Genomic DNA, 11,337 nt, shown 5'->3' on the forward strand with positions numbered 1-11,337 from the left:
CCCTATGCAATAACAAGACCAACCACTAACATGTCCATGTCCTTAGAAAAGGACGCTTACCACCAACAGATAGGCGATAAAACATGGACGATGAACGGAACCAAATCCGCAAAAAACTTGCCCTCGCCGAGGGCGAACTCAACTACCACTTAATCCTGCTCGGCGACAGAATCGCCGAAAGAGAAGGCTACGTTGGCCTAGACGGCCTAGAGGCGGTCCACTACTACCTCATTCACAAGTTTCACTGGTTACCGCGTGACGTGTTCGCTATGAAGCTGGAAGACATTCGATTCGTTCTCGACCAAGAACTATCAAATCCCGCTCCACCTCAAGGGCCATCAACGCACACTTAACCTCTAGCGCCTTCTCCTGTAACGGATGCCAAGCCTGGCGGACCTCGCTCTTCCTCTGCTCCAGCCGGGCTTGCTCCATCCTGAGCTTGGCTTGCTTTAACCTGATCAACTCACACCTATACTCACAAGAACAATATTGTTTACACATAATTAGCCACCAGACGTTTAGCGCCGGAGTCAGCCGGCAAAGCTCGCCGGCCCGGTCAGTGGCCGCCGAGGGGGAAACTCGAACTCAGAAGAGGCCGTCAAGCCACCACGCACACCACCTTTTACAAATGGGTCAAGCGGCTGCTCATAACCGGCGTTCTTAGCTGCGACTCGCTCTTGCAAGCCAAGTAGCTTGGTGCCAATTTCGTATGAAAGCCGCTTCCCTCTCTTCCCTTGCGCCAACGCGTTGACAAGAGATCGAGAGCAGCCAACTTCATTGGCAATCGTCTCGCGATCAACACCAAGCGAAACGAGTGATGAAATAATGAGAGTCCAGTCCATGCGCGCATTACAACACATATGTGTTTTTAATGGCAACACATCATCCACACATCACAACACCATCGTGTTTGATGAAGTAGCTACGATGTCGTGCATGAACACATACGGCGAAAGAGTCCGAGCTCGCAGAACCGAGCTGGGCATGAGTCAAGCTGACCTGGCCAAGCTGATCGGAGCAAAGCACCAGTCAACGATTGGCAACATAGAGAATCGAAACGGATCTTCAAGATACACTCTCGAACTGGCGCGGGCCCTCCGCGTTAGGTACGAGTGGCTGGAGACAGGAGAAGGCGAAAAAGAAATCGCATTGGAGACAAACCCGGAGCTAGGGCCACCAGAAGTTTTTACAGCCAAAAACCTTGACGAGCTTGCAAAAGCCATCGGCGGATTAGGAACAGACCAACTGCACGATTTTTTTGCCAAGGCCCTTGAACACGCAGCAAAGAAAAAGGCCCCATAAAACGGAGCCTTTTTCTTACTTTTCGAACATCTTCATTATCACCTCAGCATCCCCCACCTTCTGAACAGTAAACTCCCCACCCTCCAAAAAATTGATAAGCAACTGCGCAACTAGGTTGCCATCAGGGGCGAGACGACTACTTTCTGATTTGTAGAGGTGGCACTTTTGAGCATGAATACAAGGTGCAGCCGCACTTCCATTGCAAGTCATTTCTACTCCGTATTTTTATGCAGCCTTTAATTCAGGCTATAGGCATAGAATACGGCCAGGCAGGGCCACAAGGGAAATCAGTACAGATTGTAAACTGTGTATTTTTGCTACACTTTTGTTGCAAGCAACCCCTCAGCAAGGACGATCATAGCGTCCACATGCCTAGTCTCAAGATCAGTAGACAGTGCAAACAAAATCTGACACCGCATCATGTGTTCGTAGTCGATCTCTGAGCCGAATTTCAAATGATCCACGCTGACGTTTAGGTATGCGGCGAGCCTAGAAATTTGCTCATCATCAGGCATTTGGGATTTTAACCAACGATTTACAGTAAACCGGCTGACTCCCAAGTGAGTTGCAACGGCTATGACGGTTGTGCCGCGGGCCTCTATTGCCGCCCGCAGCCGGGTATGAAACATCTCTTCTGACACGTGCGAATGCTAAGCGGAATTACTTAGTATTTACAATAGCAGGCCATCCGCTCACTTTTGTAGCAAAGTGAGTGATGCTCGCACGCAACAGCACCCGATGAGATTTTAGGAGGGCTAACGTTTTGCGGCCTGCTTCTGGAGGAGCAAGGCCACAAGGCGGCCAACCTCTTCAGGGCCGCAATCGAGGAGCTTTTCAGCCAGATCATCAAGACTGTCAGCAGAGATGTAGACAGCACCAGCCTCCTGAGCTGGGCGCTTGGGTTCTTTACCCGTCTCAAGCCATTGCGGAGTGACATTAAGGGCCCTGGACAAGGGCAACAGGTAGGTGGTCCCCTTCCTGATGTCATTTTCAAGAGCCGAAACAGTACCCCGCGTCACGCCAGCCTTTCGGCCAAGCACTTCTTGCGACCACCCACGCGCAATCCGCTCGTCTCTAATCCGCTTGCCTCTTCCGTTCATCTAGGCATTTTCAGCGACCATGGCGATAGAATGCTTTCAAAAGACGATAGCAAACAGTCACGCCACTACCCCTGCCAAACCCCGCCCCACCATCCTCCAGCAAGGCAAATAACACAAACGTGTGATTTTTGCGCAACACAAGCGAGCATCTTTTTAACACCAATAAACACCAATGTGTTGACCTCAAATAACACATTTGTGATACTCAGCTCGCCGGCCTTGAGCCAGCTCCGCTCCTTAACAATCCGAGAATATGCACCGGCCCATTCCGGCCGGGACAACCAACAGCGCGCCAGTGGCGCGCACCTACGCCGGCGGCGCAACGCACGTTCAACTAACGCGCGCTCTCCTCTGATAGCTCCGCCGGCATCCCACTGCGCTTTCACGCGAGAACGCAGCGGGATGCACCCACACCCCAGGCCGCCCGGCCTTTTTTTGGGCCTTGTGCATTAGCAAAACATTACACAGCGTTAGCAACCCATTAACGAGGGATTAGCAAATGGACCGTTTCTGCAAGATCAATGACCCCCGCAACATCCGCCGCGCCGCCGGCCTGACCCAACAAGCGTTCTGGTCCCGCATCGGCGCCACCCAGTCCGCCGGCAGCCGCTACGAAACCGGCCGCAACATGCCCAAGCCCACCCGCGAACTGTTGCGGCTGGTCTACGTCGAGCAAATCGACCTGGCGGCGCTGCGCGGCGAGGACGTCCAGATTGTGGACTACCTCAAGACCACCCACCCGGACCTCTACAGGAGCCTGGCCAAGGCGGCGAAGACCAAAGCCGCCGCAGCACTGGCCAGCAACGAGGAGCAGGCGGCATGAACACCCCCAACGCCCTGGAATTCTTCGCACAACTCCGCCAAATCGACGCCTTCCGCGCCGAGGCACTAAAAGAAGGGCACCCGGCCCTGGCCCGCCTGATGGTTCAAGCCAACGGCGCCCACGGGCAAAGCAAGATCATCGCCAACTTTTTGCTAAGCCTCTACAACAGCGAGCGCTTCAAGCTTGGCCTGGTAGAGCTCCGCTCGCTTGACCTCGAACAGTTTCAGGATTGCTTGCGCGTCTTGGCCATGGACTGGAGTCCCTTGCAAGAGGTGCACATCCACTTCAAAAACGGCGGCGAAGTTTTCGAAAAGCTGGCCGAAGACTGGCGCATAAAGGACTACAGCAAGGAAACCACGCGATGAAACCCAAACTACTCAAAATCCTGCAACACACAGTCGGCGCCAATGAATACGGCCTCGGCTCGCAACACCGCAACCACTACGTGGCCGGCGGCGATGACGTCTCGCACTGCCGCGAACTGGTCAGCGCCGGCCTGATGCGAGAGCATCCCGCATCCGAAATTACCGGCGGCTCCCCGTGGTTCGCCGTAACCGCGGCCGGCCAGATCGCCATTGCCCAACACAGCCCGAAGCAAACACGCCCGGACAACGCGCTTTGGAGCGCTGACGGCGAAGCGTTCGATTACAAGAACTTCTCAGAACTGGCCATCAACGAAGAGCTTCGCGCCGGCGATATTGTTTACTACGGCACCCGCAAAGACCTCGACCCGGCCAAATGGATTGATATTGACTGCGTGCTGGAAAGCCTGAGAGATGGAGCATATGACGCCATCGGGGAAGCCGATGACGACTACCCCAACCCGAGCAAAGAGGCCCAAGAAGAACTACACGTCCTTTTAGGCGAGTGGGCGCGCAAGCACTGCCAATGCACCCTCTACAAAGTCGCTCAGATTAACGAATACATCGTCACCGCCGAAGACCTCGAAGAGAGCCAACAATGACCATCTCTATCCGCGTAGCCGCTAGCCAAGTGGCCGAAGTTCGCACCGCCACCCTTTACCACTTCGCCAAAGCGGAGCAAGACCCGCAGCACGCGGCAAAGGCCCGCGAAACGCGGCGCCGGCTGGAAGACCGGGCGATTGAGCGCCGCCGGCTGGAAGACACCGGCGACGGCTGGGACACCCCGCCCAGCTGCCCGGCCCGCCGCATCGTCCGCCCCCGCTGAGGCCGCGACCATGGGTGAACAACTTGAGCTTGCCCTACCGCTGAAACTCACCGGCCGCGCTGCCCTGTTCCTACTGCCCGCCGCCACCATCAAGAGAGCGCGAGCGCAGCACAAACAGCTTTTCATCATGGGCGTAGACGGCAGCGCCCTAACGTGGTCCGGCCGCGGCAAACAGCCGGCATGGGTTGCGGCATACCTGAGCCAAGGCGGCCAGCTGGCGGACCTTGACGCCCACATCCACCAACCCTAGCCCGTTATCAAACCATTAGCGGCGCATTAACACCCCTTTAACACGTCGTTATCAAAACATTACATCCATGGAACAGACGCCCAGCTTGGTCCAAGCGCTGGCGGAACTGGGCGCCGAGCGCAAAGCGGCACGCTTTCGCGCCGCACTGCCCGAGATCGAAGCCGCCATTCAACGCGGAGCGACTCACGCCAGCATTCTGAACACCCTAGCCGCCGCCGGCCTGCAAATGAATCTGAACGAATTCCGCGTGGCGCTGCACCGCTCGCGGAAGGCCATCAAAAAAGGAAAGCCGCATGCCCCAACCTTCGCGCCGCCCTTGCCGCCCACGCCAAGCACGGACGGTCCCAAGCGCTTCAACTTCAACGACCACACCCACACCCGAAAACGGGAGAAATGGTAAGCACATGTACAACAGCAATCACGTCCTACAAGGCAAGGGCGGCATCGGCAAGTCCCTTGTTTCATCGCTGATCATGCAAGTAGAGGCAGCGCTCAATAACAACCCGCTGGGCATCGACAGCGACCCGGTAAACAAAACGCTGTCCCGCCACACGGCCATGAACGTCCGGCCGCTGGACATCATGGAGAACAACAAAATCAACTCCAGGGCGTTTGATGCGATGGTGGAATGGATCTACCAGCACCAGGGCGCGACCGTGGTGGATAACGGCGCCACCAGCTTTATCCCGGCTACGGCATACATTGCCGAAACGGGAGCCCTCGAAGTGCTGGCCAGCATGCAGCGCCGCGTGCTGCTCCACTCCATCCTGATAGCCGGCCAGGAGCAGGACGACACCGTGGACGGCCTCAACGCCCTGATCGCCAGCACTACGGCGCCTATCGTGGTTTGGCTCAACGAACGCAACGGCCCGCTGGTAGACCGCCACGGCACCCCGTTTCACGAATCCGGCATCTACCAGAACCACCGCGACCGCATCGCCGGGATTGTCACCATTCACCAGCGAGACGCCCAGTGTTTTGGCGAAGACATCCGCCAGATGACCACGCAGAACCTGACGTTTGCCGAAGTCCTGGCCAGCGACTGGCCCTTCATGCCTAAGCACCGCCTGCGCCAGGTATGGGACGACCTGTTCAACCAGTTGGCGCCCATCCTGCGGGGACAGGAGGGAAACGCATGAGCCCCCAGGAACTGACCAAGACCATCCGCAAAATGGCCAAGCTCAAAGAGGGGGCCGAAAAAGCGTGCAAACAGTATTACGCCGCCCAGGACGAAGCCAGGGAGCACATCAAAGCGACCTTAGACGCGCTTTACAACGCAACGGGGAAGCACGGCATCTGCTTTGGGGATTACCTCGACATCGGCGGCGGGAAAATGCTGAAGATCAACGGGGAAGGCGAATGGAACGAACAAGACTATCTGACCGCCATCGAAATCATCCCCAAACCCACCAGCCTGGCCACCCTTGCCGGCATGGCCGAAGCGGTTGAGAAAGACCTGAAAGACCAATGCCAGCCGTTGCCTTAATCCTCGCAAGCGCCGCAACAGCGGCGGCGCTGATCTTCGCGCCGAAACAACCGCCCCAACGCCGGCAGCGCTGCCGGCACATCAGGAGCCAAGCTCATGGAACTGAAATTTGACGTTCAACAGCAGTTAGACCAAACCGCCCTGCAAATGGCCGTGCAGGTTCAAAACCTGAAAGCCGCCAGCTTTCAGCTAGAAGAACTGATTAACGACATTAAAAGCATCCCTGGCGCCACTATCGACACCGTGACAACCCAGTTACATGGCGCGCGGCAAACCACCCGCAGCGGCACTACGGACCACATTTCCGCAACGACATGCGCGATTGTCGACGGCCTCAACCAGTCCACGCTGACCACGCTGGCCAGCCGGCGCCGGCTGCGCACTCACCGCGACCCGATCAATCAGTCAATCCAGATCACGCCCGAAAACAGCGACTACTACGTTTTCCTGCGCCTCGATGGCGTGAGCCCGTGACCCCCGGCACCGCCGCCGATCTAGACGCCGCAAGAGACGACGCCCGCCGCCTACCGTTTGACACCCTGTTTGCCATCAGCCCGGCCGGAGACTGGAAGCACCTGGCCGGGCGCACCGTCCACCGCCGCAAAAACGGCGGCTACGCAGAGCCCGGCGGCGTCTCGTTCATCGTCCACAGCGAGACCCATCAAACCATCATCGCCACGGCCAGCGACCTGACGCCACTAGGCACCGCCGGCCAGGGCGATCTTTTTTCGGAAAAATCCGCATGATCCGCGACCAGTTTTCTTTGCTCACAACGGACGAAATAATCGTTGACCTGTTCGCCGGAGGCGGCGGCATGTCCTCCGCGATTGAAAGCGCGCTCGGCCGCCACGTCGATATCGCCATCAACCACGACATGGACGCGATATCCATGCACATGGCGAACCATCCGCAGACGCACCACTATTGCGCGGATGTTTTCGAAGTCTGCCCGCGCGAGGCAACGAACGGCCGGCCAGTTGGCCACCTTCACGGCTCGCCGGACTGCACCCATTTTTCGCAGGCAGTTGGCGGCCAGCCGCGCAGCAAAGCCATTCGCTCGCTGGGCTGGGTAATACCGCGCTGGGCCGGCCAGGTGAAGCCGCGCAGCATCAGCATGGAGAACGTCAAGCAGATGCGACAGTGGGGGCCGCTGATCGCCAAGCGCTGCAAACAAACGGGGCGCGTGATGAAGCTCGACGGCACCGTAGCAGCACTTGGCGAGCGCGTGCCGGTACAAGAGCAGTTCCTCATTCCCGATCCCAAGCACACCGGCCGCACCTGGCGCCGCTTCTTGCGCGTGCTGCGCGAGCAAGGCTATCAAGTGGAGCACAAAACCATGGTTGCGGCCGACTACGGCGCGGCCACTACCCGCGAGCGGCTTTATCTGTTCGCCCGGCGCGACGGACGGCCGATTGTCTGGCCGGAGCCAACCCACCACGAGAAACCCGCGCCAGGTCAAAAGAAGTGGCGGCCCGCCGCTGACCACATTGATTTCACCGACCTGGGCCAGTCCATTTTCGAGCGCAAGAAGCCGCTGGCCGACGCAACCATGCGCCGCATCGCCAAGGGCATGAAAAAGTTCGTAATAGATAGCGCAGCCCCGTTCATCGTTGAGCTGGCGAACTGGTCCAACCGCAACGGCGTGCAGTCCACCGCTGACCCGCTGCGCACGATTACGGCTTGGCCGCGCGGCGGTAGCATGGCAGTGGCTAGCCCTTCATTGGTGCCGCTGACGCACCAGGGCGGCGACCGCGTTTACGATCCGGCGCGGCCGATTCCGACGATCACGGCAGCGAATCGCGGCGAAATCGCCCTGGCGTCAGCCGTCATTGTGCCCAACACGACCGGCAACCCTCCGAAAAGCGCTAACACTCCCGCCCCCACCATCACTACTGCGGGCAACCAGCTACTGGCAGCAGCGACCTTGGTGCAAGCCGCCTACGGCGACGGCAAGCCGGGCCGCGCGCAGCGATGGGGCAGCGGCGTGCGCGACATTGAGCAGCCGCTAAACACGATCACCGCCAGCGGCTGCGGCGGCCAAGCATTGGCGGCGGCTACTTTGGTTCAGATGGGATACGGCGAACGGACAGGCCAGCAGCCGCGCGCCCTCGACATAGAGAGGCCGCTTGGCACCGTCGTTGCTGGCGGAGGTAAACACGGCCTGGCCTCCGCCATCATCGTGGGGGCTGGCGGACCAAGCTACAGCGCCAAACCGGTGGCCATTGACCAGCCGCTCGGCACCATTTTGAAGGAGAACCATCGCCACGTCGCTACCGCTTACATGATGCAGGCGAACGGCGGCTTCAATGAAACCGTGGGCCATAGCCTGAACTCCCCAGCCTCGACGATCACGACCACCGGCAGCCAACAGCAATTGGTATCCGCCCACCTCGCAACCCTGCGCCGCAATTGCGTTGGCCGCGAAATGAGCGAGCCAATGCCGACCGCGACCGCCGGCGCAGAGCATCACGCACTTGTGTCCTATGCGCTGAGCCAAGAGGACGAAGTTGGCGCGCTGCGCGTCGCGGCATTCCTTATCAGCTACTACGGCACCGGGGACAGCGCCAGCGGGCTGGACCAGCCAATGCCCACCGCCACTACACGTGACCGCCTGGCGCTGGTGACGGTATGGATCAAGGGCGAGCCTTGGGTAATCGTCGATATCAAGCTCCGCATGCTCAAGCCTCCCGAACTGTACGGCTGCCAGTCGTTCCCGCCGGATTACATCATCGATCGCGGCCACGACGGCCGCCAGTTCAGCAAATCCGCTCAAGTGCGGATGGTGGGAAACAGCGTACCGCGCAAGCCGGCGGAGGCGCTGATTAAAGCCAACTGCCCGGACCTGATGGCATGGAGCCGGGCCGAAATGAAACAACGAGAAAGGAGCGCAGCATGAACCCGCAAAACCAGCAGGAAGAGGCCACCGAGCCGCTACGCATCGTCATCACCGGCGACAAGGTAGAAATCTTCGGCTACGACCGCCCCGTACTGAAGTCCGGCCACGGCTTCACCTGCCGCACGGCAACGCACGAGGCCATAGCATGGGCGGTTCGCCGGCTGGGCGAGGAGTTGGAGCACTCGACCGCGTTCTACCGGACCGGCGATTGGCAGAAGGACAACATCGAGATCTATGAGGAAGGACCGGAGGAATGGAAATGCCCCACATAACCAACCTGCCCACCCACGAAGAAGCGGCCGAAGCCTTAGCCGCCGGCAATGCCACGGCACTGCATAGATTCATTCACGACCAGGAACCCGCCGGGCCTACCGAGGAGGAATTCCGCGAAGAGCTGGCTAACGTACTGGACGAAGCCCGCGCAGAGTTGTCGCCCGCCACCGCCAGCCCTATCGAAGCCATCCAACTGGTATGCGACGCCCTTACCGCCATCGTAGCGAATTCAGGCGATCCCGCAGGAACCGTTAACGCCCTAGCGCCATGGCGCGCCCGCGCCGAGACGTTCATTCAAAACCACGGCAAGCCACAGGAGGCGATGCGGCAGCCCACCAGCGCCTGCCAGTCCGCCACCGACGACAAAGCATTCCGAGACGCACTAAATGAAGCAGTTGCGGAGCAACTGAAAAGAAACGCCGCCACCCGGCTAGCGGGCGCGCTGGGTATCGATAGCCTTAAGCGCTATTGCTCTACAACGATGTGCGGCGGGATATCGGACATGATGGAAGCCCATTACGGGGATTTCGTCAAACTTAGCCATGTACTCGGCCTGCTCGCCACAGTGCCGCAGCCGGCCCAGGTCGAACAGCCCAAACCGGGCAAGTGGCAGCCGATTGAAACCGCCACGGCGGATGGCAGAACCATCTTGCTGGGCCACTTCAACAGCCATGGCAAATGGAGAACCATGCGTGGTCAGTGGTTTACCAAGGAGCACATCGAAGATAACTGGGAGGATGGCGATCTGTTCGAAGCCGGGTGGTATGAGACATCGGTAGAGGCGGACGACGCACCATCGTGCTGGCCGACCAAACCAACCCATTGGCAACCGCTGCCACCCGCACCGACTCAAGAGGCCGGCGCGCGCCTGGCCGCCAAGGCGAAAGGGGGCGAGTGATGGGGGAAATTCGGATCAATACGGCAGTTAGGATTACCGCCACGCTACAACTAACAGAAGGGCAACTTCGCGCGCTTGATGCGCTGGCAGGCTACGGCGATGACGCGTTTCTGAGAGCCTTCTACGTCAAACTTGGACAGCACTATATGCAGCCATTCGAGCGCGATCTGCGCGAGCTGTTCAGCATGATACGCGACAGCGTGCCGGATGCACTGCGCGGAGTGAAGGAGGCCAAAGAAAAACTAGGTCTGCCAGAATCCTCCGGGCGCTGGGTAAAGAAAGTTGGCGAGTGATGGCGTGCGACGAATGCGGCGATACCGGCTTCATTGGCGACTTTCTTTCATGTGCAGAAGTCTGCATTCACTGCGATGCATATCACCGCTATATCAACATGACGCCAGCAGAGTGGGCGCAGGAAGCCGAACAGCGACGGAGAGAACTCATTGCAGCGCTGGAGAGCGCCGGCGAAACAATCGACACCTGGCCGGAGTGGAAGCAAGCACTTGTGGCCAGCCGAAGTGAAAAGCTACAGGAAGGCAAGTGATGGAGAAGCCGAAGATGTCACCAACAGAGTGCGCCGCAATGGCGGGGCACCATGCTTACATGGAAATAGCTGGCAACATGAACCGCGCGGAGAGGCGAACCGCGCATGGAAAGCTGGTTGTGGCGCAAGCCCGGATCGCGCAGCTCGAAGCCGAGAATAACGCCCTGAAATTACATTTGGAGACTGAGCAATATGCTAACCCCTGACCTACTCGCTACCCTTCGCACAGCGGCCGAAGCGGCGCACCGGCCGGACGTATTCTGGTACAAGCAGGACCTGCTTGAAGAATTCACAGGGCAGTTCACCGGCCCGGCAGCTGATGTGGCTGCCGACGCGGCTTACATCGCCGAGGCAAACCCCGGCAGGGTCCTGGCGCTTCTCGACCGCATCGCCGAGCTGGAGCAGTACGCGGCGCGGTATCGGGCGCTGCGCCGAGGGCAGAGATGGAGTGTAGTCAACGGGATTGGCGACACGCTGAGGGCAGAAAAGCTTGACGCCGCAATCGACGCCACAATGGAGCCCCCACGCTGCACATGCCCGTCCGGAGATGGCTCGCTGCGCTGGCCGTGCCCGCGGC

At 59.1% G+C, this 11,337-nt stretch carries 22 protein-coding genes; 19 read left to right on the top strand and 3 right to left on the bottom strand.

Features of this window, described 5'->3' with window-relative positions; translation table 11 throughout:
* The first annotated feature begins 83 nt into the window (after positions 1-83).
* Positions 84-353, top strand: a complete 270-nt coding sequence (locus tag HA052_RS23125; RefSeq protein ID WP_166453793.1) for a hypothetical protein — start codon at positions 84-86, stop codon at positions 351-353.
* Positions 354-530: 177 nt separating this feature from the next.
* Here HA052_RS23125 and HA052_RS27460 read toward each other — a convergent pair whose 3' ends face one another.
* Complete coding sequence (locus HA052_RS27460; RefSeq protein ID WP_206119020.1) at positions 531-842, bottom strand: hypothetical protein; 312 nt, start codon at positions 840-842, stop codon at positions 531-533.
* Here HA052_RS27460 and HA052_RS23135 point away from each other — a divergent pair.
* Complete coding sequence (locus HA052_RS23135; protein WP_166453794.1) at positions 841-1,302, top strand: helix-turn-helix domain-containing protein; 462 nt, start codon at positions 841-843, stop codon at positions 1,300-1,302. The two genes, HA052_RS27460 and HA052_RS23135, sit on opposite strands and share 2 nt — an antisense overlap.
* Positions 1,303-1,619: 317 nt before the next feature.
* Here HA052_RS23135 and HA052_RS28280 read toward each other — a convergent pair whose 3' ends face one another.
* Both HA052_RS28280 and HA052_RS23145 read right to left on the bottom strand, forming a co-directional pair.
* Positions 1,620-1,931: a helix-turn-helix domain-containing protein gene (locus HA052_RS28280; protein WP_369598571.1), complete on the bottom strand. Its 312-nt coding sequence runs from the start codon at positions 1,929-1,931 to the stop codon at positions 1,620-1,622.
* 126 nt (positions 1,932-2,057) lie between these two features.
* Complete coding sequence (locus HA052_RS23145; RefSeq protein ID WP_166453796.1) at positions 2,058-2,402, bottom strand: helix-turn-helix domain-containing protein; 345 nt, start codon at positions 2,400-2,402, stop codon at positions 2,058-2,060.
* A 499-nt stretch (positions 2,403-2,901) separates the two neighbouring features.
* On the opposite strand from HA052_RS23145, the gene HA052_RS23150 reads away from it, so the two are divergent.
* The 17 genes from HA052_RS23150 to HA052_RS23230 form a co-directional block, all read left to right on the top strand.
* Positions 2,902-3,225: a helix-turn-helix domain-containing protein gene (locus HA052_RS23150; protein WP_166453797.1), complete on the top strand. Its 324-nt coding sequence runs from the start codon at positions 2,902-2,904 to the stop codon at positions 3,223-3,225.
* The gene (locus tag HA052_RS23155; protein WP_166453798.1) at positions 3,222-3,590 is read left to right on the top strand and encodes a DUF7673 family protein; all 369 of its coding nucleotides are present in this window, start codon (positions 3,222-3,224) and stop codon (positions 3,588-3,590) included. The genes HA052_RS23150 and HA052_RS23155 overlap by 4 nt, the downstream gene beginning before the upstream one ends.
* On the top strand, positions 3,587-4,189 hold the full coding sequence (locus HA052_RS23160; RefSeq protein WP_166453799.1) for a hypothetical protein: 603 nt from the start codon (positions 3,587-3,589) through the stop codon (positions 4,187-4,189). The genes HA052_RS23155 and HA052_RS23160 overlap by 4 nt, the downstream gene beginning before the upstream one ends.
* Positions 4,186-4,413 carry a hypothetical protein gene (locus HA052_RS23165; protein ID WP_081556825.1) on the top strand — a complete coding sequence of 76 codons (228 nt, stop codon included), beginning with the start codon at positions 4,186-4,188 and terminating at the stop codon, positions 4,411-4,413. Before HA052_RS23160 ends, HA052_RS23165 begins: the two co-directional genes overlap by 4 nt.
* Before the next feature lie 10 nt (positions 4,414-4,423).
* Positions 4,424-4,663 carry an H-NS family nucleoid-associated regulatory protein gene (locus HA052_RS23170; protein WP_166453800.1) on the top strand — a complete coding sequence of 80 codons (240 nt, stop codon included), beginning with the start codon at positions 4,424-4,426 and terminating at the stop codon, positions 4,661-4,663.
* Between the two features lie 67 nt (positions 4,664-4,730).
* Complete coding sequence (locus HA052_RS23175) at positions 4,731-5,063, top strand: hypothetical protein (protein ID WP_166453801.1); 333 nt, start codon at positions 4,731-4,733, stop codon at positions 5,061-5,063.
* Between the two features lie 4 nt (positions 5,064-5,067).
* Positions 5,068-5,802: a P-loop NTPase family protein gene (locus HA052_RS23180; protein WP_166453802.1), complete on the top strand. Its 735-nt coding sequence runs from the start codon at positions 5,068-5,070 to the stop codon at positions 5,800-5,802.
* Entirely contained in the window at positions 5,799-6,149 is a 351-nt protein-coding gene (locus tag HA052_RS23185; protein ID WP_166453803.1) for a hypothetical protein, read from the top strand. Before HA052_RS23180 ends, HA052_RS23185 begins: the two co-directional genes overlap by 4 nt.
* A 96-nt stretch (positions 6,150-6,245) precedes the next feature.
* Positions 6,246-6,623, top strand: coding sequence for a hypothetical protein (locus HA052_RS23190; protein WP_166453804.1), 378 nt, complete (start codon positions 6,246-6,248; stop codon positions 6,621-6,623).
* Entirely contained in the window at positions 6,620-6,895 is a 276-nt protein-coding gene (locus HA052_RS23195; RefSeq protein ID WP_166453805.1) for a hypothetical protein, read from the top strand. Before HA052_RS23190 ends, HA052_RS23195 begins: the two co-directional genes overlap by 4 nt.
* Complete coding sequence (locus HA052_RS27765) at positions 6,892-9,045, top strand: DNA cytosine methyltransferase (protein ID WP_166453806.1); 2,154 nt, start codon at positions 6,892-6,894, stop codon at positions 9,043-9,045. The genes HA052_RS23195 and HA052_RS27765 overlap by 4 nt, the downstream gene beginning before the upstream one ends.
* Positions 9,042-9,317: a hypothetical protein gene (locus tag HA052_RS23205; protein WP_166453807.1), complete on the top strand. Its 276-nt coding sequence runs from the start codon at positions 9,042-9,044 to the stop codon at positions 9,315-9,317. The genes HA052_RS27765 and HA052_RS23205 overlap by 4 nt, the downstream gene beginning before the upstream one ends.
* Positions 9,305-10,216 carry a hypothetical protein gene (locus HA052_RS23210; RefSeq protein WP_166453808.1) on the top strand — a complete coding sequence of 304 codons (912 nt, stop codon included), beginning with the start codon at positions 9,305-9,307 and terminating at the stop codon, positions 10,214-10,216. The genes HA052_RS23205 and HA052_RS23210 overlap by 13 nt, the downstream gene beginning before the upstream one ends.
* Complete coding sequence (locus tag HA052_RS23215) at positions 10,216-10,509, top strand: hypothetical protein (RefSeq protein ID WP_166453809.1); 294 nt, start codon at positions 10,216-10,218, stop codon at positions 10,507-10,509. The genes HA052_RS23210 and HA052_RS23215 overlap by 1 nt, the downstream gene beginning before the upstream one ends.
* On the top strand, positions 10,509-10,760 hold the full coding sequence (locus HA052_RS23220; protein WP_166453810.1) for a hypothetical protein: 252 nt from the start codon (positions 10,509-10,511) through the stop codon (positions 10,758-10,760). The genes HA052_RS23215 and HA052_RS23220 overlap by 1 nt, the downstream gene beginning before the upstream one ends.
* Positions 10,760-10,966, top strand: a complete 207-nt coding sequence (locus tag HA052_RS23225) for a hypothetical protein (RefSeq protein ID WP_166453811.1) — start codon at positions 10,760-10,762, stop codon at positions 10,964-10,966. The genes HA052_RS23220 and HA052_RS23225 overlap by 1 nt, the downstream gene beginning before the upstream one ends.
* Positions 10,953-11,337, top strand: a 385-nt coding sequence (locus tag HA052_RS23230) for a hypothetical protein (protein WP_206119021.1), incomplete at its 3' end; no start/stop codon positions are given. The genes HA052_RS23225 and HA052_RS23230, both read left to right, overlap by 14 nt.

This window comes from Chromobacterium fluminis (assembly GCF_011602385.1).
Classification (GTDB): Bacteria; Pseudomonadota; Gammaproteobacteria; order Burkholderiales; family Chromobacteriaceae; genus Chromobacterium; species Chromobacterium fluminis.